Source organism: Glycomyces sp. NPDC050141, from assembly GCF_055586545.1.
This window is the reverse complement of sequence record NZ_JBVJHZ010000002.1, coordinates 1-26,644: the sequence shown is the minus strand read 5'-3', so window position 1 is coordinate 26,644 and position 26,644 is coordinate 1. Positions and strand designations below refer to the sequence as shown.

Below are 26,644 nucleotides of genomic sequence, written 5' to 3'. Positions count from 1 at the left end.
TGATGCCGCGCCGGAGGAGTGTCGTACCCGGCGCGGCATAATTGACGGTGATGAACGACCTTCTGACCGGCCTCAACGAACCGCAACGCCAAGCCGTCGAGCACGCCGGGTCTCCGCTGCTCATCGTCGCGGGCGCGGGCTCGGGCAAGACCCGCGTCCTCACCCACCGCATCGGCCACCTCCTGGCCGAGCGCGGCGCCCACCCCGGCGAGATCCTGGCGATCACCTTCACGAACAAGGCCGCCGCGGAGATGCGCGAACGCGTCGACGCGCTCGTCGGCCCGCGCTCGCGCGCCATGTGGGTGCTCACGTTCCACTCCGCGTGCCTGCGCATCCTGCGCCGCGAAGCGCACCGGCTCGGCTGGAAGTCCAGCTTCACGATCTACGACACCGACGACGCCCGCAGGCTCCTCACCCAGATCGTGAAGGACCTCGGCCTCGACTCCAAGAAGCAGTCGCCGCGCTGGTTCGCCGCCGAGATCTCGCGGCTGAAGAACGAGCTCATCGGGCCCGAAGAGGCCGCAGGCAAGGCCGACGACGCGCGCGGCAAGCTCGTCGCGGACGTGTACGCGCAGTACACCGAGCGGCTGCGCCTGGCCCAGGCCGTCGACTTCGACGACATCATCGGGTCCACGGTGCACCTGTTCCAGGCGTTCCCCGAGGTCGCCAAGTCCTACCGGCTGCGGTTCCGGCACGTCATGGTCGACGAGTACCAGGACACCAACCACGCCCAGTACACGCTGGTGCGCGAGCTCGTCGGCACCGGCCCAGACCGTGCCGAGCTGTGCGTCGTCGGCGACGCCGACCAGTCGATCTACGCGTTCCGCGGCGCCACGATCCGCAACATCATCGAGTTCGAGCGGGACTTCCCCGACGCGAAGACGATCCTCCTGGAGCAGAACTACCGCTCCACGCAGACGATCCTCGACGCCGCCAACGGGGTCATCCGCAACAACACCGAACGCGGCCGCGAGAAGCGCCTGTGGAGCGACGAGGGCCCCGGCACGGCGATCCTCGGGCACACCGGCGACAACGAGCACGACGAGGCCGCGTGGGTCGCCAACCGGATCGACGAGCTCGTCGACGCCGGGGAGACCAGCTTCGGCGACGCGGCGATCTTCTACCGCACCAACGCCCAGTCCCGCGCGTTCGAAGAAGTGTTCGTGCGCCGCGGCATCCCGTACAAAGTGGTCGGCGGCGTGCGCTTCTACGAGCGCAAGGAAGTCCGCGACCTGCTCGCGTACCTCAAGCTCACCGCGAACCCCGACGACACGGTCTCGGCGATGCGCGTGGTCAACGTCCCCAAGCGCGGCGTCGGCGACCGGGCCGTGGCCGAGGTCGAAGCGCTCGCCGCGCGCCTGCGGATCTCGTTCCCGGCCGCGCTGCACCGCGCCGACGAGGCCCCCGGCGTCTCCGGCCGCGCCCGCACCGGCATCAAGCGGTTCTGCGAGATCATGGACGCGGCAACCGAACTCGCGGCGACCGCGCCGCCCGAAGAGGTGCTCGACAAGCTCATCGGCGACACCGGCTACCTCGAAGGCCTCGAGCAGTCCAAGGACCCGCAGGACGAGGGCCGCATCGAGAACCTGCAGGAGCTCGTCGCCGTCGCCCACGAGTTCACCGAGTCGGTCATGCGCGGCACCACAGAAGCCGACGAGTCCGACCTCACCGCCGACGTCCCGTCGTTCCTGGAGCACGTCGCGCTCGTCTCCGACGCCGACTCGATCCCCGACCCCGAAGCGGAGGAAGGCGGCGTCATCACGCTCATGACCCTCCACACCGCGAAGGGCCTGGAGTTCGACACGGTGTTCCTCACCGGCCTCGACGACGGCCTGTTCCCGCACGAGCGGTCCATGAACAAGCCCGGCGACATGGAGGAGGAGCGGCGCCTCGCCTACGTGGGCCTCACCCGGGCGCGCAAGCACCTGCACCTGACCCGCGCCGGGACCCGCAACATCTTCGGGCAGCCGCAGTACTACGCCGCCAGCCGGTTCCTCGCCGAGATCCCCGGCGACCTCATCGAATGGTCCGAGTCGGCCCCGCCGCCGCGCGTCGTCAAATCCAAGACCACCGCGAACTTCGGGTCCCCGATCGTCATGCGCAGCGCCGCAGACATCCCGTCACTCGACGTGGGGGACAGGGTCACCCACGACAAGTGGGGCCTCGGCCGCGTCGTCGAGCTGAAAGGCTCGGGCCCGAGGGCCCAGGCCCGCATCGACTTCGGCGACGGCGAACCCAAATGGGTGATCCTCAGGCTCGCACCGGTGAGCAAGCTCTAGCGCAGGTCCAGCCCTGCTTCTGCGAGATAGTTCAGCGGCTCGACCGGCTCGCCGTTCACGTGCACTTCGAAGTGGACGTGCGAGCCGAACGAGCGGCCCGTGTTGCCCGCGTTCGCGATCTGCCCGCCCGCGTCCACCCAGTCGCCCTCGCTCACGAGGACCTCCGAGTTGTGCGCGTAGTACGTCTCGACGCCCTCGCCGTGGTCGATGATCACGAGGTTCCCGAACCCCGTCTCCCAGCCCGCGTGCGTCACGGTCCCCGGATACGCCGCGTACACCGGGTCCCCGGTCTCGGCGTCGAAGTCGACCCCGTTGTGGTTGCGGCCCCACCGCTGCCCGAACAGGGACGTGATCGTGATGTCGTCCAGCATCGGCGTCCACGCGATCTGCGCCGCCTGACCGGTCACCGGCGAGGTCCGCTCGACCGCGGCCGTATCGGCCGCCGCCGTCCCCAGCGGAACGTCCCCAGTCGACCCGACCTCGGCTTCAGGGACGCTCGCCTCCGCGGCGAGCGCCGCGATATCGGCCACCGCCCGCGACGAACCCGGACCCTCCTCACCGGAGGAGAACCCCGCGCCCGTCGCCATCGCGACGATCGAGGCCCCGGCGACGGCCGAGCCGACGACAGCGGTGTACCTGCGTTGCGTCCCCGCCAGCAGCGGGGAGAGTTCTGCGGCCCACGAGGCGCGGTGCTGGCCCCTCGTGCGGTGCGGCCGGGCGGCGTGACGCCTGATAGCGGAGGCGGCTACCGGTCCGGAATCGGACATTCGAGCTCCGAGATAGTGGCGGTGCCCATCGGCGGCGCTTCGGAACCAGAGGTTCCCGGGGGGCCGGCCGTGGGCTTGGCAACCGCCACACGGTAACGCCGCGAACACCGGGCGGGCGAGATTCGTCACCGCCCGGCGTGTCGCGACAATCAGGACATTCCCGGAAGGTAGTGGTCAGACGTTCTCAAGCTGCGACTTCGACTCGGTGAACAGCCGCACGATCTCCGGCCGCACCTCCGCCCGCTCCGACAGGGCCCCGGCCCACTCGACCCGGACCGGCACCTCCGCGCCGTCCACCACGGCCGCGAAATCGGCGCCGTCGCCGTCGAACCCGGTCATGCGGGCCGTCTCGGCCCCGCGCTGGCCGCCGACGCCCTGGCAGATCACGAGCGTGTCCGCGACGTGGTCGGTGTTCATGTGGTGGCAGATCGCGGCGATGACCTTCGGCTCGAACGGGTTGCGCCCCAAGGCTTCACCCAGCGCCGAGAGCACCGCGCCGTTGTGGTCGTACGCGAGGAGGATCTCCTCGATGACGCGCGCCTTGTCGGCCTCGGGCAGGTCCACCGCGTCCAGGCGGGCCCGGTACTCGTCCTTGAACGCCTTGGGGCTCTTGATGTCCGCGAACTCGTAGAAGGACACGCCTTCGGATTCGAAGCCGTAGTTGCGGCGCGCGGCCTTCCCGAAGGCCTGGCCGCCGGAGAGGTCCCCGAGGTAGCGGGTGTACGCGTGGGCGATGTAGCCGCCGGGCCAGTCGGCGCTGACCTCGTTGATGCGGTCCACGTAGGCCTTCGTCGCCGGGAGCGGTTCGATCCCGGAGCGCCACTTCGGTCCCATGAGGAACTTCAGGTCGGCCTCGATCGCGGGGACGCGGGCGAGCTCGGGGAACACGAACGGCCCCGCGGCCGGGTCGTCGGCGAAGCGCGCGGCCGCGGCCTCGATCGCCTCGTAGACGAAGTACTGCTGGGCGTGCCAGCGGGTGTAGTCGTCGACACTGAGCGTGCCGTCGAAGAGCATGTCGAACACGCCCGGGGCCTTCTCGGCGGCCTCGTCGGCCGACGGGTCGAGCCCTTGGTGGCGCGACCAGGAGGCTTCGCGGATCCGGGCCGAGAAGAGGGGCGTCCCGGCTTCGGCCGGTCCGTTCGCAGCGGCGGTGTCTGCAGGCATGTGCGTATTCCTTATCGAACAACGATCATATTCTTGTGTAAGGTGAGCCTAACCTACATGATCGAGCACGACCAGGCGTGCGAACGACCGACCCGTGGACGACCCCCCTCCGGGCATCGGCGAGAATGGGGTGAGCCGTGCTCACCCGTACGGCTGAACCAGAAAGAGCACGAGAATCACGGTCCCAAGCCTTCCCCAGGGAGAGCCGACTGTGGCACCATGGGCTCTACTGGTCCCCTTGACAGCACATTCCCACACCTCACGGGAGGCCTCGTGAAACCGGTCAACTTCTTCAAGCGGCTCGGCGCTGCGCTTGCCGCGGGGCTCCTCGCGCTCGGCATCATCGCCGGAAGCGCAACTGCCGCCAGCGCGGGCGGCAGCTCCGGAGACATCTCCGCGAACCCGAACAGCTCTGGCGACATCTCCATGTCCGCGCAGAGCTCGGGCGACATCAGCTAGCGCCTTCGCCCAGCGAAAGGTCCAAACACGATGACGGTGACGCGAGGCCGCGACCGGGTACTACGCCAGGTCATGCCTCGGGTGGTCACCGGCGTCGTCACCGCCATGGGCGTCGGCGGGCTGGCCCTCCTCGGGCCGCCCGCGAACTTCCCCGTGGTCCAAGTAGCCCTGTTCGTCGTCGCCTTCGTCGTCGCACAGGGCCTTTTGGTGCAGCACGAGGCCCGCGGCATGCGGATCTCCTTCAACCTCACCGACATCCCCCTCGTCATCGCCCTGTTCTTCCTGCCCCCGTTCTGGGTCGTCGCCACCAAGTGCTTCGCCTCGACCCTCTACTACGCCGGGCGGTACATCCGCGAGGACATCGGGCTCATGAAACCGACGTTCAACGTCGGCATGACCACCTCCTCCACCGCGGTCGCGGTCTTCTACGTCCAGTACATGCAGCTCGGCGCCGCCGCCGACCCCCGCACCTGGTTCGTCCTCATCTCCGCCATCGTCATCGTCGGCCTCATCACCACGATCCTCATCTCCCTCATGCTGTTCTTCCTCTCCGGCTGGGACAGCGTCAAGAAGGCCTGGCTCGGGTTCTCCCTCACCCTCGTCGGCCCCGTCCTCGCCGCCTGCGTCGGCGTCCTCTTCCTCGTGCTCCTCGGCGCGAACCTGTGGACCGGCGTCCTCATCGCCGCCGTCGTCGCCGCGTTCATCTACCTCGCCCGCAGCTACACCGCCCTGCGCCGCCAGCGGCACGTCCTGCGCGAACTCAACGACTTCACCCAGCTCGTCGTCGACTCGGTGCGCTCCAAGCGCCTCATCGACGCCATGCTCGGGCGCCTGCGCGACATCCTCTCCGCCGAGTCCGCGACCGTCTGGGTCCCCAAATCCGGCCGGTACCCCGAGATCCGGCTCACCTCCACCCTCGACGACGCCGGCCTCACCGACCTCGACCCCATCCCCGACGAACTCCAGCAGGCCGTCATGGCCTCCGGCGAAGGCGTCCTCCTCAGCCCCAAGAACGGCTCCCGCGAACAGAAAGCGGCCCTGGAAGCCGCCGGACTGCGCGGCGCCATGATGGTCCCGCTCCGCTCCGGCGACGAGGTGTACGGGTGCCTGTCCGTCGCCGACCGCATCGGCGGCGAGATCTCCCACTTCGTGCCCGTCGACCTCCAGCTCATGGAGACCATCGCCGCGAACGTCGGCATCGCCGTCCAGAACGAGCGCCTCCTCGACCAGCTCCGCTACGACGCCTACCACGACCCGCTCACCGGCCTCCCCAGCCGCCGCCGCTCCCTCGCCGCGCTCCAAGAGGCCCTCTCGATCACCGTCCCCGGCGAGGTCGTCGCCGTCTTCATGTTCGATGTGGACTCCCTCCACGAGATCAACGACGCCCTCGGCCACGAAGCCGGGGACACCGCCCTCAGCGAGTTCGCCAAGCGCCTCAAGGACCACGCCCCCGCCGCGTCCTTCCTCGGCCGCATCGACTCCGACGAGTTCATCCTCCAGACCCGCCTCGCCTCCACCGACGAAGCGCTCGACACCGCCCGGCGCCTGCGCGCCGCCGTCCAGGGCCCCTTCGAGGTCGGCGGCGTCGCCGTCTCCCTTTCCGCCGCCGTCGGCGTCGTCACCCACCCCGACTTCGCCGCCGACGCCGACGAGCTGTTGAAACGCGCCGACGGCGCCACCAGGCAGGCCAAGAACGCCGCCGACGGCGTCCAGCTCTACCACTCCGGCCTCGAATCCGAGAGCCTGCGCCGCATCGGCCTCGCGGCCGACCTGCGCCGGGCCCTGGACCGCGGCCAGCTCGAAGTGCACTTCCAGCCGAAGGTCCGCCTCGACCGGGACCTCACCGACCCCGGCGCGATCCTCGGCGCCGAAGCGCTGGTGCGCTGGCCGCACCCGACGTTCGGGCTCGTCGCGCCGGAGGAGTTCATCCCGATCGCCGGGTCGACCGGGCAGCTCGGGCAGCTCACCGAGACGGTCCTGGACGAGGCGCTGCGTCGCTCGGCCGAGTGGGCCGGAGAGGACGGGCCGCTGCCGATGGCGGTGAACCTGTCGCCGCGCACGCTCGCGGACGCGGACTTCCCCGACAAGGTCGCGGTGCTCCTGGAGCGGCACGGGGTCCCGGCGGACCGTCTGACGTTCGAGATCACCGAGGACGACGTGGTCTCGGGCGAGCCGCGGCTCACGCCCGCGCTCGACCGGCTGCACGAGATGGGCGTGCGCCTGTCCGTGGACGACTTCGGCACCGGGTACTCCTCGCTGGCGTACCTGCGGCGGCTGCCGGTGCAGGAGATCAAGATCGACCTCAGGTTCGTGCAGGGCATGGCCACCGACGCCGACGACCGCGCGATCGTGGAGGCCGTGCTGGGCCTGGCCCGGCACTTCGCGATCGACGTGGTCGCCGAGGGCATCGAGGCGCACCAGACCGTCGAGCAGCTCCGCGAGCTCCACTGCGAGGCCGGGCAGGGCTACTACTTCTCGCGCCCGCTGCCGGCCGACCGGTTCGCCGCGTGGCTGGACAACCAGGCAGGGGGCGCTGGAAGGGCCCGCCTCCGGGTGGTCTGAGCGCGCTGTTGTGGCCCGCACCGCAAGGCGGGCCCCGTGTTCGTTCCGGGCGGCCCGTCATGTACTCTTGTCAAGGCCGCGAGGGAAGCCTCGCGAACGCCCCCTTAGCTCAGTCGGCAGAGCGTCTCCATGGTAAGGAGAAGGTCTACGGTTCGATTCCGTAAGGGGGCTCGGAAGCACTTCGGGGTTAGTATTCAGAAGTGCTGTACTGCTCACACAGAGCCATCTGGTGGCAGTGAGCGCACGGCGGTGTAGCTCAGTGGTAGAGCAAACGACTCATAATCGTTGTGTCGGCAGTTCGATCCTGCCCATCGCTACTTTTGTCAAGCGTCGGTCACTGAGATATGATGGCCGACGTTTTGTTTTGTTCAAGAACGGCCCGCCATCCCGGTAGGCCGCGTTAGAGGAAGGCACTCATCGTGGCCAAGGCTACTGACGTCCGCCCCAAGATCACCATGGCGTGCGTGGAGTGCAAAGAGCGCAACTACGTCACGAAGAAGAACCGTCGGAACCACCCCGACCGGCTCGAGCTCAAGAAGTACTGCCCGAAGTGCAAGGTCTCCCGGACTCACAAAGAGACCCGCTAGTCCTTCCACTGCAGTACATGCTCAACACTTCGTACGCAGGCCGGTCTTTGCCGCCCACTGATCCGGTGGTCATCACCGCTGACTCGGTGACCCGTTTCGCCCAGGCCCTCGGTCTGGACGACGACGGATCGGTTCCGCCTACATTCCTTATATCGCTCACGCTGCCCGCGGCGGAGCGGCTCATCGACGACCCCGACTTCGGGCTCGACTGGAGCCGCGTCCTGCACCGCGAGCAGCGTTTCGCGTACCACCGCGAGCTGCGGGCGGGCGCCGCCGTGTCGTGCGCCTCGACGATCGAGTCGATCAAGTCCGTCGCCGGGAACGACCTCCTCGCGCTGCGCACCGACGTCACTGACGCCGAGGGCCTGGCCGCCGAGGTGTGGACCACCCTGTTCGTGGCGGGAGACCCGGCATGACCTTCACCGGACTCGAAGCGGGCCAGGCCGTGTTCACCGCGGCGTTCGCAGTCACGCGGGCCGACCTCGTCGCCTACGCGGACGCCTCCGGGGACCAGAACCCGATCCACCAGGACGAAGCCGCGGCCAGGGCCGCCGGGCTCCCTGACGTGATCGCCCACGGCATGTACACGATGGGCCTCGTCTCCCGCGCCGTGCGCGAATGGGCGGCGGGCGCCGGGATCGACGCGACCCTCACCGACTTCTCGGCGCGCTTCGCGAAGCCCGTGGTCGTGCCCGCCGACGGCGGCGCCGAAGTGGTCGTGGAAGGCAAGGTCCGCAAGGTCGACGCGGCCTCGGTCGAACTGGCGATGACCGTCACGAGTGCGGGCGAGAAAGTCCTCGCACCGGCGCGCGCGACCCTCGCCGCGAAGTAGCAGCAACGTAGAAAACGGCGCGGACTTCCTGGTCCGCGCCGTTCTTCGCTGTCCACAGGCCTGTGGATAACTCCGAGTAGCCGAAGAATCCCTTGCCGGACTTGCGGCCGATCTCGCCTGCCGCGACGAGGCGGCGCAGCAGCGCGGGCGGGAAGAACTGCGGGTCGGCCGTGTCCGCGTAGATGTTCTCGGTCGCGTGCGTGATCACGTCGATCCCGGTGAGGTCGGCGGTGGCGAGCGGGCCCATCGGGTGGCCGAAGCCGAGCCGGCACGCGGTGTCGAGGTCCTCGGCGGAGATCACGCCGTCCTCGACGAGCCGCGCGGCCTCGTTCACGAGCGCGCAGATGAGCCGCGTGGTCGCGAACCCGGCGACGTCCCGGTTGACGACCACGCAGGTCTTCCCGGCGGACTCGGCGAAGCGCCGAGCCGCCTCGAGGGCCTCGTCGCTGGTGTGGATGCCGCGCACGAGCTCGCACAGCTGCATCATCGGCACGGGCGAGAAGAAGTGGGTGCCGACGACCCGTTCGGGATGCGTTGCGGCGGCGGCGATCTCCGTGATCGGGATCGCCGAGGTGTTCGTCGCGAGGATGGTCTCGGGCGCGCAGACCGCCGAGAGGTTCCGGAAGACCTCCTGCTTGACCGCGAGGCGCTCGAAGACCGCTTCGACCGCGATCTGCGACCCGGCGGCGGCTTCGAGGTCGGTGGTGACGGTGATGCGCGACTGCGCCGCTTCGGCGTCCTCCGCCGTCACCTTCTCTTTGGCGACGAAGCGGTCGAGTGAACCGCGGATCGCCGCCTTCGCGCGTTCGAGGGCGCCCTTGTCTGTGTCGATCAACGTGACGTCCCAACCGCCCAGGCTCGTGACCTGCGCGATCCCGGAGCCCATGAGTCCCGAACCGATTACTGTGACTGTTGCCATGGGGCGAGGCTATATGGTCGGTGCATGGCGGTCAATCTCACCAGGATCTACACGAAGACCGGCGACGACGGCACGACCGGCCTCGCCGACTTCTCGCGCGTCCCCAAGACGCATGTCAGGCTCGCCGCATACGGCGACGTGGACGAGGCGAACGCGGTCATCGGGACGGCGCTGGCGCTGCACACAGGGGAGATCGGGGAGCGTGAGCGGGAGATCCTGCTCGCGGTCCAGAACGACCTGTTCGACGTCGGCGCGGACCTCTCGACGCCGGTGTCCCCGAACCCGAAGTATCCGCCGCTGCGGATCGACGAGTCCTATGTGACCCGGCTCGAGGGCTGGATCGACGAGTGCAACGCCGACCTCGAGGCGCTCCGCTCTTTCATCCTGCGCGGCGGCACTCCCGGTGCGGCGCTGCTGCACCAGGCGTGCACGGTGGCGCGGCGGGCCGAGCGGCACGTGTGGGCGCTCCTGGACGCCGAGCCGGACACGACGCACGCGGTGCCGGTGACCTATCTGAACCGGCTCTCGGACCTCTTGTTCGTGCTGGCGCGCTGCGCAAATCGACGGCTTGCAAGCGGCGCCGAGGGTGCCAACCCGGGCGGGGACGTGCTGTGGAAGCCGGGGGCCTCACAGGAGTAGCGCGCAGGGCCGGGCCGTCCACCGGAAGGTGGACGGCCCTCGTCGTTATACGGGTTGGCAGAGTCCTACCCCAAGATGTAGCATGAGTGCTATCAATCAATGGACTGCTACTGCGGAGATGAACATGGAACACCCCGCCATCGCCGTATCCGACCTGCGGATGCGCTACGGCGACAAGGACGTCCTCACCGGGCTCGACCTCGAAATCCAGCCCGGCGGCGTCACCGCGCTCCTCGGGCCCAACGGCGCCGGAAAAACCACCACCATCGAAATCCTCGAAGGCTTCCGCGGCCGCTCCGGCGGCGACGTCCAAGTCCTCGGCACCGACCCCGCCAACGGCAGCGAAGCCTGGCGCGCCCGCCTCGGCGTCGTCCTCCAGGAATGGCGCGACAACGGCAAATGGAAAGTCCGCGACATCGTCGCCCACTTCGCCGAGTACTACAAGCCCTACGCCGAACCCTGGGGCGCCACCGAACTCCTCGACATGGTCGGCCTCACCGCACAAGCCGCCCAACGCGTCCAGACCCTCTCCGGCGGCCAGCGCCGCCGCCTCGACGTCGCCCTCGGCATCATCGGCCGCCCCGCCCTCCTCTTCCTCGACGAACCCACCACCGGCTTCGACCCCCACGCCCGCCGCGAGTTCCACGAACTCATCCACCGCCTCACCGACCTCGACGGCACCACGATCCTCCTCACCACCCACGACCTCGACGAAGCCGAGAAACTCGCCGAGCGCATCCTCATCCTCGCGGGCGGCCGCATCATCGCGGACGGCTCGCCCGACCAGCTCGCCCGCGCCGCCGCCACCACCGCCGAAGTGAAATGGGTCCAGGACGGCAAGCTCCAGATCCACGCCACCGAGGACGCCACCGACTTCGTCCGCCAGCTCCTCGCCACCGACGGCGGCACGGTCACCGAACTCGAAGTCCACCGCGCCAGCCTCGAGGACGCCTACCTCGAACTCGTCGCGAAGTTCGAAGCAGGCGAAAGCGACACGGCCGTCTCGACGTTCACGGAGGTCACCCGATGAGCACCAACACCCTCCACGAGTACCGCACCGGCTGGAAGCGCGCCCTCATCCAGACGAAGATCTCCCTGACCTCACCGGGCGACCTGATGAGCTTCATCGTCCCCACCGGGATCGCCATGATCGTCCTCGTCTTCATGCAGAAAGCCGACTTCGAAGGCGCCCCGGTGTCCCTGGGCTCCATGAACATGCCGAGCCTCATCGGCATGAACGTCATCTTCGGCGGCATCACCGCCATGGTCGGCGCGCTGGCGATGGACCGCACGAACGGGACGTTGCTGCGCGCGAAGTCGATGCCGGGCGGCATGACCGGGTACCTGGTCGGGAACCTGGTGTCGACGGCGATGTTCCTGTGCATCACCGTGGCCGCGATGCTCGCGGTGGGGCTGCCGCTGTTCGACGGCCTCGAGTTCGGGTCGCCCGACCGGTGGCTGATCTTCGTCGCGGTGCTGCTCATGGGGATCACCGCGGCCCTGCCGATCGGCGCGGTCATCGGTGCGCTGCTGGACAACCCGCGCAACATGGGCCTGGTCATGTTCCCGATCATGGGTCTGATCGCGGTCTCGGGGATCTTCTACCCGATCACGGCGCTGCCGGGCTGGCTGCAGGGGGTCGGGCAGGCGTTCCCGGTGTACTGGATGGGCCTGGGGATGCGGCACGCGCTGCTGCCGGAGTCGATGGCGGCCGTGGAGATCGGCGGCGACTGGCGCACGGTTACCATGTTCGCCGTGCTCGCGCTGTGGGCTGTGGCGTCGATGGCGTTGGCTCCCAGGCTGCTCCGGCGGATGTCGCGGCGCGAATCGGGTTCGGCGGTGGCGGCGCGCCGCGCCGACATGCAGAGGGACTGGTGATCGAGCCGTGGCCGGGGACGAGGTCTACAACCGGATCGCGATGCTGCGCGCCGAGCGGGGCGTGTCGCGGCGGCAGCTCGCCGATGCGCTGGGGGTCCACTACCAGACCGTCGGGTACCTCGAACGCGGCGAGTACAGTCCGAGCCTCTACCTTGCTTTGAAACTGGCGGAGTACTTCGAGGTGCCCGTCGAGATCGTCTTCTCCACCAAGCCATTCCCGCGCCTTGGCGCGGGAACATGAGCTGAGTCGCGCCTCGGCGCGTAAGAGGCCTCCCTCCGCCCCGCTCCCCGGCAACACCACGGCGCAAGCCGGTCCGGGGAGCGGGGCCTTGTTGTTCACCCGCGGGCCACCTCGCGGCCGTCCTCGGCTGGGAGGGTGAGGCTGTCAATCGAACACCCCCACGGTTTTTTGGAGACGACAGTGCAGATTGCTCGTCGGCGGCTGCTGGCCGCCGGGGCCGGCGGCGCGATCCTTCTCGGGACTCCCGGGATCTCGTATGCCGCTTCGCGCCCGCAGCTCACCCACGGTGCGCAGTCCGGTGACGTGTCCGCGCAGGGCGCGGTCCTGTGGACGCGCGCGGACCGGGGCTCCCAGATGCGCGTGGAGCTCGCCACCCGCCCGGACTTCAAGCACGCCAGGCAGATCCACGGCCCCGCCCTGACGGAGGCGACGGACTTCACCGGGAAGGTGCGGCTGAAGGGCCTGCGGGCCGGGAAGACCTACCACTACCGGATCACCGCCGAGGGCGAGCGGGAGTCGGAGGCCCTCGAAGGCTCGTTCACCACGGCCGCATGCGAACCGGCCGACATCAGATTCCAGTGGTCGGGGGACCTGGCCGGTCAGGGCTGGGGCATCAACCCGGACTTCGGCGGGTACCGGATCTTCCAGGCGATGGCCGACGCCGAACCGGACTTCTTCCTGTGCTCGGGCGACTTCGTGTACAGCGACGGCCCGCTCGTGGAGACGGTGGCGCTGCCGGACGGCCGGACGTGGAAGAACACGCTCGTCGACGAGAAGCTGAAGGTCGCCGAGACCCTGGCCGAGTACCGGGGCCAGTTCAAATACAACCTGCTGGACGAGAACCTGCGCGCGTACCTGGCGCGGGTGCCGATGGTGAACCAGTGGGACGACCACGAGGTCGTCAACAACTGGTACCCGGGGGAGATCCTGGACCTGCCGCAGTACACGGAGAAGAACGTGGACGTGCTGGCGGCGCGGGCGCGGCAGGCGTTCGCGGAGTTCACGCCCGGCGGGTTCGGCGCCCACGACGGCGCGGGCCGGATCTACCGCAAGATCGCGTACGGTCCGCTGCTGGACCTGTTCGTGCTGGACATGCGGACGTTCAAGAGCGCCAACCCGGACGCGGACGGCCCGACCGGGGAGATCCTGGGCGCGGAGCAGCTCGAGTGGCTGCAGCGGGAGCTGCGCCGGTCGACCGCTACTTGGAAGGTGATCGCGGCGGACCTGCCGATCGGCCTGGTCGTCGGGGACGGCACGGGCGCGCAGGAGGGCGTCTCGAACGGCACCGGGGGCGCCCCTGGCGGCCGGGAGGGCGAGATCGCGGGGCTCTTGTCGTTCGCGAAGCGCGAGGGCGTGAAGAACATGGTGTGGCTGACCGCTGACGTGCATTACACGGCGGCGCACCACTACAGCCCGGACCGGGCGGTGTTCCAGGACTTCGACCCGTTCTGGGAGTTCGTGTCGGGGCCGTTGAACGCGGGCGCGTTCGGTCCGAACAAGCTGGATGCGACGTTCGGTCCGGAGGCGGTGTTCGTGCAGGCGCCTCCGGCGGCGAACACGTCCCCGCTGGTGGGCTACCAGTTCTTCGGGGAGGTCGGGATCGACGCGGAGACGGAGATGCTCACGGTGTCGCTCAAGGACATCGACGGCGGCACGGTGTTCACGAAGACCCTCGAACCGGCGGCTTGAACGAAGGAACGCCTCCTCCGATCGACTCGGGGGAGGCGTTTTCGTGTCAGTCGCGGGCGCTGTAGAACTCGGCTCCGGGCGGGGCGGCTTCCAGCCAGGAGAGGAACCCGGTGACCGCGGAGGTGGTCATCGCGAGTTCGACTTCGCCGGAGGAGGACTTGCAGCGGAGGATCGCGACTTCGGGGGGGAAGATCTGGGCTTCGGGCCCTGCGGGTTTGCGGCGCTCGGAGACCTGGACGTCTTGGCGCAGCAGGGAGTAGCGGGGGCCGAAGGCGAGGGAGAACATGCGGTACCAGCGGAGGGTGCCGCGTTCGTAGACGGCGAAGCCGGGGGCCCAGCCGCGTCCTTCCATGTGCCGGGAGAGCCGGGCGGCCATGGCCACCGAGCCGGAGCGGGACAGGAAGGACCGGCGGACGTACGTGAGCACGAGGAACACCGCGACGGCCGCCGCCAGTGCGGCGACGACGAGCAGTGCCTTCAGCATGGCTAGGCCGAAGCGGGGGCGACCGCTTCGGCGGTCTCGGCGAGGATGGTGACCCCGTCGGTGGTGACCGACAGGAAGCCGCCTTCGATCTGCCAGGCGAGTTCGCCGCCGTCGACCGGCTGCACGCGGACGTTGCTGTCGATCCGCAGTTCGCCCAGCAGCGGCTGGTGCCCGGGGAGGATGCCCAGTTCGCCTTCGGTGGTGCGCGCGTAGACGGCCTTGGCCGTTCCGGACCACACTTTCGAGTCGACTGCTACGACTTCGACGTTCAGTTGCCCTGCCACAACGCTCCTTCAGCAGACTCCGGGATGGTTACCGGAAGTCTAGACGGGGTTCGGCGCGAACGTCGACTCGGCCAAGGGGCGTGATCGGGAGATCACGCTCCGGACCTGTGGAAACAAGAAGGCCCCCGGCGACGCCGGGGGCCTCATGTTCATCCTTGGGCGTTACACGCGGGCCCGGCGAGCCAACCGCTCGGGGTCCATGATGATGACGCTCTTGCCGTCCAGGCGCAGCCAGCCGCGCCCGGCGAAGTCGGCCAGGGCCTTGTTCACGGTCTCGCGGGAGGCGCCGACCAGCTGGGCGAGCTCTTCCTGCGTGAGGTCGTGGGTGACGCGGAGGACGCCGCCGTCGCGGGTGCCGAAGCGGCTCGCCATGTGCAGCAGGGCCTTCGCGACACGCCCGGGGACGTCGGTGAAGATGAGGTCCGCCATCGAGTCGTTGGTGCGACGCAGCCGGCGTGCTATCACCCGGAGCAGCTGCTCGGCGATCTCGGGCCGGTTCGCGAGCCAGGGCCGCAGGGCGGTCTTGGACAGGCGGGCCAGGCGGGTGTCGGTCAAGGCGGTGGCGGTGGCGGTGCGGGGACCGGGGTCGAACAGCGCGAGCTCGCCGACCATGTCGGACGGGCCCATGACCGCGATCAGGTTCTGGCGGCCGTCGGCCGAGCGGCGGCCGAGCTTCACCTTCCCGGACATGACGATGTACAGACTGTCACCCGGCTCGTTCTCGGTGAAGACGGTCTGGCCCTTGTTGACGTCGATGTACTCCATCTCTTTGATGAGCGACTCGACAGCTTCGGGGTCTACGCCCTTGAACAGGGCGGCCCTGGCCAATACATCTTCCATGTCCGTTCGCACCTTTCTTCAACGCACCGCTAGTGCAAGTACTGAGTCTATGCCTCTTGTCCGCATTGCGGGAGCGAGACCCCCGTAAATCCACATGCGCACGTAGACGCCGAAATCGACATTCGTATCCGAATGAATGCGTTCCGTCGGTTCCGAGCGTCACCCCGAGAGACTCACCACGCCGTCTCAGCAGGGTTTTGTCTCCGGTAAACGGAAAGCGTCGACAGCGACCGGTACAGCCTACCTGCAATGTGACGCCACGCCCAGTATCAGGCAATGGCGTATTCCCACAGGAACCCACAGATCACGTGCACGATCCGGTGCCGACGGGGCCCGAAGCGGTGCGCCCGGCCTCGAGAACCGGCGCGGACTCGTCCATGGTCAGGGCGTATCCGGTCTCGGGGTCGTCGACGGCGGCGGCGAAGATGACTCCGATCACCTCGCCTTCCGGGTTGAGGAGGGGGCCGCCGGAGTTGCCGCCGATGATCTGCGCGTACAGCTGGTACACCTCGCGGGTGACGGTGCCGTCGTCGTAGATGTCGGGGCCGGTGACGATGCGCGCTTCGCGGATGCGCGCGGCGGTCGCGGTGTACGGGCCGCCCCCCGGATAGCCGAGGACGATCGCGTCCTCGCCGCTCGCGGCGGTCTCAGCCTGCAGCGGCAGGGGCGCAGCATCGAGGTCGGGAACCGAGAGGATCGCGAGGTCCTTCTCGGGCTCGAACACGATGACCTCCGCGTCGTACATGTCGCCGTCGGATTCGACCTGGACGTACTCGGTCCCGGCGACGACATGCGCGTTGGTGGCCACGAGCCCGTCGGCGTACACGAAGCTGGAGCCCTCGATCTGGCGATCGCAGGACGGCGCCGTGCCGTGGACCTTCAGGACGGAGCCCTCGGAGCCGGTGACGACCCCGGACGCGGCGAGCTCGGGGTCGGGCGGTTCGACCGAGCGGGCCTCGGTCGGGTCGAGCCCGGAGAACACGTCGGGCATCCCGGAGGTGTTGAGCGATTCGCGCATCGACTCGTAGACGCCTTTGACCGCTTCGGGCATGTACTCGTCGATGCCGGAGACGAGGCTGGAGTTGCGGACGGCGGAGGCGACGGCGGGCATGGAGGAGTTCGCGAGCGGCGCGGCCGCGACCCAGGTGACGAGGAGGACCGCGGCGACCGAGACGATCGGCCCGGCGAGGTGGTCGAGGCGCTTCGTGCCGTCGCGGCGCAGCCGCTTGCGGAGCTTGTACCCCAGCGACGTGGCGAGGGCCATGCCGCCGAGGGCGAGCGCGAAGACGACGAGCAGCGACGCGATGAGTTTCGCGAGCGCTTCGGAGTAGAAGTCGGCGGCGAACGGGGCGAGCTGGATGCCGAGGATCGCGCCGCCGAGGAACCCGACGAACGTGGTCGCGGAGGCGATGAACCCCTCGCGGTAGCCGTTGATCGCGAACAGGAGCGCCAGGAGCACGATGACGACGTCGACGAGGAGTCCCGCGCTGGCCGGTTCCATGGCGCCTCCGTTCAGTGCCGTTCGAGCTCCATCGTCCGGCCGGTGTCCCAGGGGCGGGCCCACCCGCCCAGGTCCAGGAGCCACGACAGTACCCCGGCGGTGAACCCCCAAATCAAGGGCACGCCTTCGACCTGGAAGCCCGGTCCGCTGCGGCCCGAAGGGAACGGGACGGTGCCGCGGGAGGCCGGGTCGGCCAGGAGCGGCAGCGGGACCTGGTGTGCGGCGGCGACTTCGGAGGCGGCCTGCGGGGCGACCAGGTGCGGGCGGGTCCACAGGGCGAGCACGGGCGTGACCGCGAAGCCGGACACGGGAATCCACAGTTTCGGCAGGGACCGGCCGACCAGGACCGAGTCGGGGTCGACGGCGAGTTCTTCGGCGGCTTCGCGCAGGGCGGTCGCGGCGGCGTCGGCGTCGCCCGGTTCGGTCCCGCCGCCGGGGAACGCGACCTCCCCGGGGTGGTGGCGCAACGTGGCGGCCCGCTGCTGCAGCAGCACCGACGGGCCCTCGTCAGTGTCCTTGAGCAGCACCAGGACCGAGGCGGTGCGGGCGTCGTCCTCCTCGTAGGGGAGGAGGTGGTCGGCGATGACGCGGCCGATCACGGGCGGCTTCGCGTCCGCGGCGGCTTTGAGCAGCGGCGGCCACCAGTCGGGTCGGGTCTCGGTCATGCCAGCTCCAGGCCGAACGCGGACTCGGCGGTCTCGGTGAGGCTCTCAGTCGTGACGCCGGGTTCGGCGACGAGTTCGGCGACCGTGCCGTCGGGGTTGACGAACGCGACCCCGGGCAGGCCCGGCACGCCGAGCCCGATACGAACGGCCTCATCGGGATCGAACACGGAAGGGAAGGTCATGCCGAACTCCTCCGCGAACGAGCGGCCCATGTCGCGCGTGTCCGCGGTGTCCACCCCGAGGACATCGACCTGGTCGCCGTACGCCTGGTAGAACGCCTCGACCTCCGGGGCCTCGGCCTGACACGGCCCGCACCAGGACGCCCACAGGACCACGAGCATCGGCTTCCCATTTGGGCCGACGGTGGTAGCGGCCTCATCGCCGAGGCAGTCGAGTTCGAGGTCGCCGACCCCTTCGACCTCGGCCGTGCCCGAAGCGCACGCGACCGACCAGGTCGGTTCGGCCGCTTCAGGAGCCGAGACCCCTGGTGAAGGCGACTCGCTCGTGCAGGCCGCCAAGAAGCACAGTGCCGCCGCAGCGGTGAGCAGTCGCCTCACGCGCCCACCGCGTGCTCGATACCGGCCAACCGGATCAGCTCGTCCACGTTGTCGCCCTTGAGGAGCTTCGCGGCCTCGGCCGGGTCCGTCGGGCCCTCCCCGAACGACGGGCAGTGCACCGCGAGCGTGCACGCCCCGCACGCCGGCTTCCGGGCGATGCAGACGCGGCGGCCGTGGAAGATGATCCGATGCGAGAACATCGTCCACTCGCGGTGCTCGATCAGCTTCTGCAGCTGGAACTCCAGCTTCACCGGGTCTTTCCCGTCCACGAGGCCGAGCCGGTTCGTGATGCGGATCATGTGCGTGTCGACGGTGATACCCGGGACGCCGAACGCGTTGCCGCGGATCACGTTCGCCGTCTTCCGGCCGATCCCCGGGAGCTTCACCAGGGACTCCATGTCCTCCGGGAGCCGCCCGTCGTGATGCTCGACCAGCGCCTTCCCCAAGCCCATGATCGACTTCGCCTTGTTGCGGTAGAACCCCGTCGGCCGGATGATCGCCTCGACCTCCTCCGGGTTCGCCTCCGCATAGTCCGCCGCCGAACGGTACTTCGCGAACAGCGCCGGAGTCGTCAGGTTCACGCGAACATCGGTGCACTGCGCCGACAGGATCGTCGCCACCGCCAATTCGAGCGGGTTCGCGTAGTCGAGCTCGCAATGCGCGTCCGGATGGGCCGCGGCGAGCAGGCGGTCGATGACGCGGGCCCGGCGCTTCTTAGCCAGCTCGCTTTCTTTACCCTTCCGGGCGTCGGCGGCGGTCACCCCGTCATGGTACGCGGACGGCCCGACAGCCGACCGCCCCTGCGAGCACCGCGCCCGCCGCGCAAGAGCAGCGCCGACGCACCCAGCAGGCCGCCACCGGCAGCCGTCGCCGCCGCACTCCACACCGGCGACACCCCCGACCCCGCCGGGTCCGGAGCATGCGGCAGCACCTCAGCGTCGACCGCGGCCGCCGCGTCCACGATCCCCTCACCCAGACCCGGATCGCCTGCAGCAGCCGTACCCGTCAACGCCCGCCGCACCTGATCCGCAGTCCACTCCGGGTGCGCCGAACGCACCAGCGCCGCCGCACCCGACACCACCGCCGACGCGAACGACGTCCCCGTCACCGTCTTGTAGCCCCCGCCCGGCTTCGGCGCATTCAGATTCGCACCCGGCGCCGCAATATCCGTCTCCTCACCCGTCACTGCAGTCCTCCACCGGTGGCCGTGCTCGTCCGAACCGGTGACAGCGAGGACATCCGACACCCGCGCCGGGAACCACACGTCCTCATCCGGCGCATCCGCATGCTGATTCCCCGTACACGCCACGATCAGCACGTCATGCCGCTCCGCATACGCGATCGCCTCCGCGAACGGCGGCGAATCATAGTGACCCCCCAGCGACAGGTTCACGATGTCCGCACCGTTGTCCACCGCCCACTCCACCGCCGCCCCCACCATCGCCGAATCGTGGTACCGGTTCTCGTCATCCAGCACCCGCACCGGCAAGATCTCCGCACCCGGCGCGATCCCCAGATGATGCGCCTCCCGCCCCGCGATCAACCCCGCGACCGCAGTCCCGTGCCCCACCGGATCAGCCTGACCGAACGCCCGCTCATACACCGGCCCCGGATCGGACCCGAACGCCAGCAGCCGCGGCTCCGCCCCCGGATCGACATCCACATAACTGCGACCCGGCAGCACCGCCCCCGCAAGCGCCGGATGATCCGCGTCCACACCCGAGTCCACCACCGCCACCACCACACCCTCACCCGTACTGACCGGCCACGCCTCCGGCGCCCCCACCGCGGCCAGATGCCACGCGGCAGGCGCAGAAGCACGGCCCGTGTGCGCGGAGAGCAAGAGCGCCAACAGCGTCGAGCACACGCAGGCGAGAACGAAGCGTCCGAAGCGGTCCCCCATGAGAACCGGATCGTTACACAGCGACAGGCCCACAGCGTGGGAATGACACACGTTCTCCTTTATGAATTCGTTATTCTCGCCCTACTGACGGAAACTTGACAACCCCCTCGCGTTACGGTGACGATCGCGAGGGGACGCCGCGTTACCTCGACACGCCTCGGCGACGCCTGCAAACCGTCAACGAGCACCGCCCCATCCAAGACCGGTAGGGGGGAAGGGCTGAGTGGGATCGATGTGGGAACCCAGTAACGAGATCGAGCACCGCCTCCGAGAGGCGCTGCGAGCCGAAGACCAGGACGGATACTTCCGCACCCTGGCGCAGATCGAACTCGTCCTCCCACTGTCCTATGAGGACTCCAACGGGACCGGCGCCGACACCTGGGCCACCTGGACCACCGACGACCGCACCCACATCCTCGCCTTCACCTCCGAAACCGCACTCCAAACCTGCCTCCGCGACAACGCCGGCGCCTCCCGCCGCGTCTCCTTCACCGCGCTGGCCGAAGCCTGGCCCGACGAGGAGTGGTGGCTCGCCGTCAACCCCGGCCTGCCTATCGAGGGGTACCTCCCGGCCTGGTTCGTCTCCCAAGTCGCCCAGGGCATGACCACCGTCCCGGCCGACCCGGCACCTGAACCGGCGCCCGCCGACCCGTACGGCGACACCTATTCCTCTGGCGCGCAATCGTCCCCGTTCTCGTCCGCGCCCGCGTTCCCGCAGGCCCAGTCGGACCCGTTCGCGAACCCGATGGCGCCCGCCCCGGAGCCCCGCCGCGAGAGCTTCATGCCCCCGGCCCCGCCGGTCCCCGAAGTCCCGCCCGCGCCGCGCCGCTCCTCCGACCTGAACGGCGCCGCCCAGCAGGCCGCCTCCACCGTCGGCGGCACCACCTCCGCCGGGCTCCCGCTGCGCCAGCCCCCGCGCGACGCCGAAGCGCCCGAAGCCGACCCGTTCAACGGGCACTCCTTCGCGTCCCAGCCGCCGCCCGAACCCGAGCAGTCCCAGCCCGGCTCGTTCGGCTCCCAGCCGCGCGAATTCGGCTCGCAGCCGCAGGGCTTCGGCTCCCAGCCGCCCGCCGCGCCCCAGGCGTTCCCCGCCGACGCGCAGTGGCCCAGCCAGCCCCAGCAGCAGGAATGGCCCGACGCCCCCGACTGGCTGCGCGACCAGCAGCCCGACCCGTCGACCCTGCCCACCCGCGCCCCCGCGCCGCCCGCGGGCGCACCCGAACCGTTCCCGGCAGGCGAATCCTTCGGGAACGCCGCCGCGTTCGTCCCGCCCCAGCCCGACGCGTACCGAGCCGACGACACCTTCGGCTCCGAGCCGCAGCGCTCCGCCGAATCCTTCGCGTCCATGTCGAGCGCCTTCGGCCGCCGCCCCGCCGAGTCCGAACCGCAGCCCAGCGCGCAGGCCCAGGCCGAACCGGTCGAACTCAGCGGCGAAGAGGCCGAGCCGCTGCTCGCCGCCGCCGCGACCTCCGGCGACACCGCCGCGTTCCTCCAGACCCTCCTGTGCGCCAGCGTGATCCTCCCGATCGGCGACCCCGAGGCCGCCCACCTGCGCGTCGGCGACCCCGCGTTCCGCTGGTCCAGCGACATCGTCGACGGCATCATCGGCATCACCGTCTACACCACGCTCGAGCGCATGGCCGAACGCGCCGGTGAAGCAACCGCGCACACGGTCGTCCCGTTCGGCTGGCTCATCCAGCACTGGCCCGCCCAGGACTACGCGCTGTACGTCAACCCCGGGACCTCCGTGGGCGCCAACATGAGCGGCCCCGAGATCGAGCCGCTCATCAAATGGGCCGAGGCCAAGGACCTGCTCCGGTTCGCGACCGAGATGGAGAAGCGCCACGCCGCGGCCGCGCGCGCCAACTCGCCGTCGCACAAGATCCAGCCCGTCCTGTGGCAGAAGACCATCCCGCACCAGCAGGTGCCGTTCTACCTCGAACGCGGCTACGACCGCGTCGGCGGCTTCGTGCACCCCGCCGGGGCCGTGGACCACCTGCGCACGCCCGCGCAGCTGTACCTCGCGCTGGGGCTCATCCGCTCCAGCGAGGAGTTCAGCCCCGCCGACGACTCGGTGCACGTCCTGCGCTGGGTCGGCTACCGCACCGACCTCTACCCGGTGGCCTTGGGCGGCAACGACTACGCGACCGCCGAATCGCGCGGCGGCACCGTCGTCGAGCCCGGCCCGTTCCGCGGCGACGGGTTCGCGCCCTCCGAGGGCGACGAGCGCATCCCCGAGCACAAGGTCGACTCGGTGCGGCTCCCGCACGGCGCGAAGATCCACCGGATCGACTCGCGGGGCGAAGTCCACGACATCGCGCTCTACGACGCCGACACCCGCGAGTGGACCCCGATCGACGGCTCGTTTGGCGGCCCCGCGGCCATCGAGGCCTCGGCTACCCCGGCGCTGCCCGCCGGGCCCGCGCCGAGCGGCCCGATGGGCGAGGCGTACGGCTACGACGCCGCTCCCGGCTACGACAGTGCTCCTGGATACGACAGTGCACTCGGCGAGGCCTGGGCCGACGCCGACGGGCACTACGACCTGGTGCGTCCCAACCCCGAGGAGCGGGCCGCGCACGTGCTCGACACCCGCGACCGCGAATGGAAGGACGCCTGATGCGCGACGGCTACATCGCCCGCTGGAAGGGCGCCGAATACGACTCCAGCCCCGACGGCGCCCACGTGCGGCTGTACTCGCCCACCGGCGGCGACGGGTTCGTCGAGGTCGCGGACGGGCGCTTCCGGCGCGGCGTGCCGATCGGCGAGCTCGAGGACTTCTTCTACGTACGCACGATCGCGACCTGGCGCGGCGAGCCGTTCTTCGTGCTCGGCGCTTCGGGGGAGTGGCTGCGACTCGAATACCGCGGCGGCCGCAGCGACGTGGCCCGCTCGCTCGGGCTGGAGCCGTACGACAACGGCGTGTACCAGATCTGGGCGCCCGCCGAAGAGGTCGCCGACATCAGCGAGCAGTACCTCTAGGACTTCGAGGAGAGCCCCGGCCGAGCGGCCGGGGCTTTTCCCGTACCTGCGCGGCCGTTCTGGGAAAACTGTCAGGAGACCGCTTTCACCCGGGTGTCGTTTGGGGTATAGTTCAAGAAAATAAGAAAGCGTTTGCCTATTCTGTTCTGCGAACGCTTCCCACGCCATGTTCGGCAAGGTCTGGAGCACATCCCTATGGCAGAGAGAATCACCGTCGGCATCGCCCTCAACGGGGTGACCGGGCGCATGGGCTACCGGCAGCACCTCGTGCGCTCACTCCTCGCCATCCGCGAGCAGGGCGGCGTGGAGCGCGCCGACGGCAGCGTGATCTGGCCCGAGCTCACCCTCGTCGGCCGCAGCGCCGACAAGCTCGCCGAGATCGCCGGCCGCCACGGCCTCGACAAGTACACGACCAGCCTGGACGAGGCCCTCGGCGACGACAAGATCGACGTCTACTTCGACGCCCTCACCACCCAGCACCGCCTCGCCGCCGTCAACGCGGCCATCAAGGCCGGCAAGCACGTGTACACCGAGAAGCCCATCGCCACCAACCTCGACGACGCCCTGGCCCTCGCCCGCGCCGCCCGCGACGCCGGCGTCAAGAACGGCGCCGTCGCCGACAAGCTGTACCTCCCCGGCCTGCGCAAACTCAAGCGCCTGGTCGACTCCGGCTTCTTCGGCCGCGTCCTCTCCGTGCGCGGCGAGTTCGGCTACTGGGTCTTCGAAGGCGACTGGCAGGAAGCCCAGCGCCCCTCCTGGAACTACCGCGCCGAAGACGGCGGCGGCATGGTCCTCGACATGTTCCCCCACTGGTCCTACGTGTTCGAAGAGACGTTCGCCAAGGTCAAGTCCGTCTCCGCGCACGTCGTCACCCACATCCCCGAGCGCTTCGACGAGCACGGCAAGGCCTACGCCGCCACCGCCGACGACGCCGCGTACGCCCTCTTCGAACTCGAAGACGGCACCGTCGTCCAGATGAACTCCTCCTGGGCCACCCGCGTCGACCGCGAAGAACTCGTCGAGTTCCACGTCGACGGCACCGAGGGCTCCGCCATCGCGGGCCTCCGCAAAGCCCGCGCCCAGCACCGCGTCCACACCCCCAAGCCCGTGTGGAACCCCGACATCGACCAGCCGATCCCCTTCCGCCAGCAGTGGCACGAAGTCCCGGACAACGAGGTCTTCGACAACGGCTTCAAGATCCAGTGGGAGGAGTTCCTGCGCCACGTCGTCGACGACGAGCCGTGGCACCACGACTTCCTCGCCGCCGCCCGCGGCGTCCAGCTGGCCGAAGCCGGGTACAAATCCGCCCGCGAAGGCCGCCGCATCGAGCTGGAGGACCTGGTCCTGTGACCCGCAAGTTCACCTCACGCGTCATCTACTCCGCGGCCCACGTCGTCGCGGACCCGCTGGCGGACAACGGCCCCGGCCGCCCCGCCGCCGTCGACTGGGACGCCACGATCGCCTACCGCAGGCACCTGTGGGACCTCGGCCTCGGCATCGCCGACGCCATGGACACCGCCCAGCGCGGCATGGGCCTCGACTGGGACGCCACCAAGCAGCTCATCCGCCGCTCCGCCGAAGCCGCGGGCGCCGACGACCTCCTCGCGTGCGGGGTCGGCACCGACCAGCTCGGCGCCGTACCGACCACAATGGACGAGATCCGCGCGACCTACCTCGAGCAGCTCGCGGTCGTCGAAGACGCCGGAGCGGGCACGATCCTCATGTGCTCCAGGGCCCTGGCCGCCAGCGCGAAGAGCGCCGACGACTACAAGGCCCTGTACGCCGAACTCCTCGGCGAAGTCAGCGGCAAGGCCATCCTCCACTGGCTCGGCCCGATGTTCGACCCGAGCCTCGAAGGCTACTGGGGCTCTTCGGACCTCGACGCCGCCGCGGACACGTTCATCGAGATCATCACGGAGAACGCGGCCAAGATCGACGGCATCAAGATGAGCCTGCTCGACGCCGAAGCCGAGATCGCCGTGCGCCGCAGGCTCCCTGCGGGCGTCCGCTGCTACACCGGCGACGACTTCAACTACCCGCGCCTCATCGCCGGTGACGAGCAGGGCCACTCCGACGCGCTCCTCGGCATCTTCGACCCGCTCGCGCCGCTCGCCGCGAAAGCCGTGCAGCGCCTGGACGAGAACGACGTCGCCGGTTTCCACGCCATCCTCGACCCGACGGTCCCCTTGGCCCGCAAGGTCTTCGAAGCCCCGACCTTCAACTACAAGACCGGCGTCGTGTTCCTCGCGTGGCTCTCGGGCCACCAGGACCACTTCAAGATGGTCGGCGGCCTCGAATCCGCCCGCTCCATCAAGCACTTCAGCGAGATCGTCGACCTGGCCCTGGAAGTGAACCTCTTCCCGGACGAGGTGCTCGCCATGGACCGGTTCAACGCCCTGCTGAAGGTAGCGGGCCAACCGAAGCGGACCCTCGCATGAGCATCCTCGACCGCTTCTCGTTCAACCACGCGACCGCGAAGTTCTGGGACCAGCGCGAGGCCGTGGAGGCCTGCGCGCGCACCGGCTCCGGGATCGGCCTGTGGCGCGAACCGGTGCAGGAGATGGGCGTCGAAGCAACCGCCAAGTTGGTCAAGGAGGCCGGCGTCAGCGTCACCAGCCTCTGCAGGGCGGGCTTCTTCACCGACCCGACCGAGGAAGCACTGGCCGAGAACCGGAAGGCCATCGACGAGGCCGCCGCGGTCGGCGCCCCGACGCTCGTCCTCGTCTCGGGCCCGATCCAGCCGGGCGGCACCATCGACAGCGCGAGGGAGGGCGTCAAGACGGCCCTGGCCGAACTGGCGCCGTACGCCCTCGAGCAGGGCGTCACGCTCGCGATCGAACCGCTGCACCCGATGTTCGCAAGTGACAGGTGCGTCGTGACGACCCTCAACGAAGCCCTCAATCTCGCGGCGCCGTTTTCCCCTGAGGCCGTAGGCGTCGTGGTCGACACGTACCACATCTGGTGGGATCCCGAAGTCTGGCAAGGCATCAAGCGAGCCGGAGCCGAAGGCCGCATCGCGTCCTTCCAGCTCGCCGACTGGATCACCCCGCTCCCCGCGGGCGTCCTCACCGGACGCGGGCAGCTGGGCGACGGCTGCATCGACATGCGCCGCTACCTCGAAGCGGTCGACGCCACCGGCTTCGATGGCCCGATCGAGGTGGAGCTGTTCAACGACGCGCTCTGGGCCCGCCCGGGCGCGGAGGTCTTCGAGGAGACCAGGGCCGCTTTCGAGCGCGTCCTGACATAGGAGCGCCGCGGGCGCACCGGCAGCGGTTGGGCAATGCCGGAGCGCCCGCGGACGAGCCCCCTGGAATGCCGCGGGGGCGGGACCGGCAGGGGTCAAGCACTCCGGTCCCCCCCCCGCCGTCGCGTCCTCCAGCCGCGCCACCCCCCTCTCCTTTTTCCGTTTGCGGAT

The 26,644-nt window shown here is 69.5% G+C and carries 26 protein-coding genes, 2 tRNA genes and 1 pseudogene; 18 read left to right on the top strand and 11 right to left on the bottom strand.

Annotated features, from left to right (window positions below):
* Nucleotides 1-50 precede the first annotated feature (50 nt).
* Nucleotides 51-2,279 (top strand): DNA helicase PcrA, encoded by a 2,229-nt coding sequence (gene pcrA / locus ACZ60M_RS01390; protein WP_465413534.1) that lies wholly within the window; start codon nt 51-53, stop codon nt 2,277-2,279.
* On the opposite strand, the gene ACZ60M_RS01385 is transcribed toward pcrA, so the two are convergent.
* Complete coding sequence (locus tag ACZ60M_RS01385; RefSeq protein ID WP_465413532.1) at nt 2,276-3,046, bottom strand: M23 family metallopeptidase; 771 nt, start codon at nt 3,044-3,046, stop codon at nt 2,276-2,278. The two genes, pcrA and ACZ60M_RS01385, sit on opposite strands and share 4 nt — an antisense overlap.
* A 174-nt stretch (nt 3,047-3,220) precedes the next feature.
* Complete coding sequence (locus ACZ60M_RS01380; protein ID WP_465413530.1) at nt 3,221-4,210, bottom strand: biliverdin-producing heme oxygenase; 990 nt, start codon at nt 4,208-4,210, stop codon at nt 3,221-3,223.
* 273 nt (nt 4,211-4,483) lie between these two features.
* Between ACZ60M_RS01380 and ACZ60M_RS01375 the strand changes: the two genes are divergently transcribed.
* From ACZ60M_RS01375 to ACZ60M_RS01345, 7 genes are all read left to right on the top strand, one after another.
* On the top strand, nt 4,484-4,669 hold the full coding sequence (locus tag ACZ60M_RS01375; RefSeq protein ID WP_465413528.1) for a hypothetical protein: 186 nt from the start codon (nt 4,484-4,486) through the stop codon (nt 4,667-4,669).
* 30 nt (nt 4,670-4,699) lie between these two features.
* Complete coding sequence (locus ACZ60M_RS01370) at nt 4,700-7,231, top strand: putative bifunctional diguanylate cyclase/phosphodiesterase (protein ID WP_465413526.1); 2,532 nt, start codon at nt 4,700-4,702, stop codon at nt 7,229-7,231.
* A 98-nt stretch (nt 7,232-7,329) separates the two neighbouring features.
* Nucleotides 7,330-7,402, top strand: a tRNA-Thr gene (locus tag ACZ60M_RS01365).
* Between the two features lie 74 nt (nt 7,403-7,476).
* Nucleotides 7,477-7,548: transfer RNA gene (locus ACZ60M_RS01360), tRNA-Met, on the top strand.
* 102 nt (nt 7,549-7,650) lie between these two features.
* The gene (gene rpmG / locus ACZ60M_RS01355; protein ID WP_270110586.1) at nt 7,651-7,818 is read left to right on the top strand and encodes a 50S ribosomal protein L33; all 168 of its coding nucleotides are present in this window, start codon (nt 7,651-7,653) and stop codon (nt 7,816-7,818) included.
* 17 nt (nt 7,819-7,835) lie between these two features.
* On the top strand, nt 7,836-8,234 hold the full coding sequence (locus ACZ60M_RS01350) for an FAS1-like dehydratase domain-containing protein (RefSeq protein ID WP_465413524.1): 399 nt from the start codon (nt 7,836-7,838) through the stop codon (nt 8,232-8,234).
* Complete coding sequence (locus tag ACZ60M_RS01345) at nt 8,231-8,650, top strand: MaoC/PaaZ C-terminal domain-containing protein (RefSeq protein WP_465413522.1); 420 nt, start codon at nt 8,231-8,233, stop codon at nt 8,648-8,650. Before ACZ60M_RS01350 ends, ACZ60M_RS01345 begins: the two co-directional genes overlap by 4 nt.
* Before the next feature lie 76 nt (nt 8,651-8,726).
* On the opposite strand, the pseudogene ACZ60M_RS01340 reads toward ACZ60M_RS01345, so the two are convergent.
* Nucleotides 8,727-9,569 (bottom strand): annotated as a pseudogene (locus tag ACZ60M_RS01340) (3-hydroxyacyl-CoA dehydrogenase family protein); the annotation flags it as partial.
* A gap of 24 nt (nt 9,570-9,593) precedes the next feature.
* Here ACZ60M_RS01340 and ACZ60M_RS01335 point away from each other — a divergent pair.
* The 5 genes from ACZ60M_RS01335 (at nt 9,594) to ACZ60M_RS01315 (ending at nt 14,016) form a co-directional block, all read left to right on the top strand.
* A complete protein-coding gene (locus tag ACZ60M_RS01335; protein WP_465413520.1) occupies nt 9,594-10,208 on the top strand; it encodes a cob(I)yrinic acid a,c-diamide adenosyltransferase in 615 nt (204 codons plus the stop codon).
* Between the two features lie 124 nt (nt 10,209-10,332).
* Nucleotides 10,333-11,238 (top strand): ABC transporter ATP-binding protein, encoded by a 906-nt coding sequence (locus ACZ60M_RS01330; protein ID WP_465413518.1) that lies wholly within the window; start codon nt 10,333-10,335, stop codon nt 11,236-11,238.
* A complete protein-coding gene (locus tag ACZ60M_RS01325; RefSeq protein ID WP_465413517.1) occupies nt 11,235-12,086 on the top strand; it encodes an ABC transporter permease in 852 nt (283 codons plus the stop codon). The genes ACZ60M_RS01330 and ACZ60M_RS01325 overlap by 4 nt, the downstream gene beginning before the upstream one ends.
* Nucleotides 12,087-12,126: 40 nt before the next feature.
* Entirely contained in the window at nt 12,127-12,327 is a 201-nt protein-coding gene (locus tag ACZ60M_RS01320; RefSeq protein ID WP_465413850.1) for a helix-turn-helix transcriptional regulator, read from the top strand.
* A 180-nt stretch (nt 12,328-12,507) separates the two neighbouring features.
* A complete protein-coding gene (locus ACZ60M_RS01315) occupies nt 12,508-14,016 on the top strand; it encodes an alkaline phosphatase D family protein (protein WP_465413516.1) in 1,509 nt (502 codons plus the stop codon).
* A 46-nt stretch (nt 14,017-14,062) separates the two neighbouring features.
* Here the strand turns inward: ACZ60M_RS01315 and ACZ60M_RS01310 are convergent, their stop codons facing one another.
* From ACZ60M_RS01310 to ACZ60M_RS01275, 8 genes are all read right to left on the bottom strand, one after another.
* Nucleotides 14,063-14,500, bottom strand: a complete 438-nt coding sequence (locus ACZ60M_RS01310) for a DUF2550 domain-containing protein (protein WP_465413514.1) — start codon at nt 14,498-14,500, stop codon at nt 14,063-14,065.
* 2 nt (nt 14,501-14,502) lie between these two features.
* A complete protein-coding gene (locus tag ACZ60M_RS01305; RefSeq protein WP_465413512.1) occupies nt 14,503-14,784 on the bottom strand; it encodes a F0F1 ATP synthase subunit epsilon in 282 nt (93 codons plus the stop codon).
* Between the two features lie 162 nt (nt 14,785-14,946).
* Entirely contained in the window at nt 14,947-15,624 is a 678-nt protein-coding gene (locus ACZ60M_RS01300) for a Crp/Fnr family transcriptional regulator (protein WP_030144656.1), read from the bottom strand.
* Nucleotides 15,625-15,928: 304 nt separating this feature from the next.
* Nucleotides 15,929-17,125 carry a MarP family serine protease gene (locus ACZ60M_RS01295; RefSeq protein WP_465413509.1) on the bottom strand — a complete coding sequence of 399 codons (1,197 nt, stop codon included), beginning with the start codon at nt 17,123-17,125 and terminating at the stop codon, nt 15,929-15,931.
* Nucleotides 17,126-17,136: 11 nt separating this feature from the next.
* Nucleotides 17,137-17,790, bottom strand: a complete 654-nt coding sequence (locus ACZ60M_RS01290; protein WP_465413507.1) for an NUDIX hydrolase — start codon at nt 17,788-17,790, stop codon at nt 17,137-17,139.
* Nucleotides 17,787-18,347 carry a TlpA family protein disulfide reductase gene (locus tag ACZ60M_RS01285; RefSeq protein WP_465413505.1) on the bottom strand — a complete coding sequence of 187 codons (561 nt, stop codon included), beginning with the start codon at nt 18,345-18,347 and terminating at the stop codon, nt 17,787-17,789. The genes ACZ60M_RS01290 and ACZ60M_RS01285 overlap by 4 nt, the downstream gene beginning before the upstream one ends.
* Complete coding sequence (gene nth / locus ACZ60M_RS01280; protein ID WP_465413504.1) at nt 18,344-19,108, bottom strand: endonuclease III; 765 nt, start codon at nt 19,106-19,108, stop codon at nt 18,344-18,346. The genes ACZ60M_RS01285 and nth overlap by 4 nt, the downstream gene beginning before the upstream one ends.
* A complete protein-coding gene (locus tag ACZ60M_RS01275; protein ID WP_465413502.1) occupies nt 19,105-20,283 on the bottom strand; it encodes a S8 family serine peptidase in 1,179 nt (392 codons plus the stop codon). Before ACZ60M_RS01275 ends, nth begins: the two co-directional genes overlap by 4 nt.
* A 199-nt stretch (nt 20,284-20,482) precedes the next feature.
* Between ACZ60M_RS01275 and ACZ60M_RS01270 the strand changes: the two genes are divergently transcribed.
* The 5 genes from ACZ60M_RS01270 to ACZ60M_RS01250 all read left to right on the top strand — a co-directional run bounded on the left by ACZ60M_RS01270 (nt 20,483) and on the right by ACZ60M_RS01250 (nt 26,476).
* On the top strand, nt 20,483-22,867 hold the full coding sequence (locus tag ACZ60M_RS01270) for an SseB family protein (protein WP_465413500.1): 2,385 nt from the start codon (nt 20,483-20,485) through the stop codon (nt 22,865-22,867).
* Nucleotides 22,864-23,229 (top strand): hypothetical protein, encoded by a 366-nt coding sequence (locus ACZ60M_RS01265; protein ID WP_465413848.1) that lies wholly within the window; start codon nt 22,864-22,866, stop codon nt 23,227-23,229. The genes ACZ60M_RS01270 and ACZ60M_RS01265 overlap by 4 nt, the downstream gene beginning before the upstream one ends.
* A 195-nt stretch (nt 23,230-23,424) precedes the next feature.
* On the top strand, nt 23,425-24,579 hold the full coding sequence (locus ACZ60M_RS01260) for a Gfo/Idh/MocA family protein (protein ID WP_465413498.1): 1,155 nt from the start codon (nt 23,425-23,427) through the stop codon (nt 24,577-24,579).
* Nucleotides 24,531-25,667: a dihydrodipicolinate synthase family protein gene (locus tag ACZ60M_RS01255; protein WP_465413846.1), complete on the top strand. Its 1,137-nt coding sequence runs from the start codon at nt 24,531-24,533 to the stop codon at nt 25,665-25,667. Before ACZ60M_RS01260 ends, ACZ60M_RS01255 begins: the two co-directional genes overlap by 49 nt.
* Nucleotides 25,664-26,476 (top strand): sugar phosphate isomerase/epimerase family protein, encoded by an 813-nt coding sequence (locus ACZ60M_RS01250; protein ID WP_465413496.1) that lies wholly within the window; start codon nt 25,664-25,666, stop codon nt 26,474-26,476. The genes ACZ60M_RS01255 and ACZ60M_RS01250 overlap by 4 nt, the downstream gene beginning before the upstream one ends.
* Nucleotides 26,477-26,644: the final 168 nt, after the last annotated feature.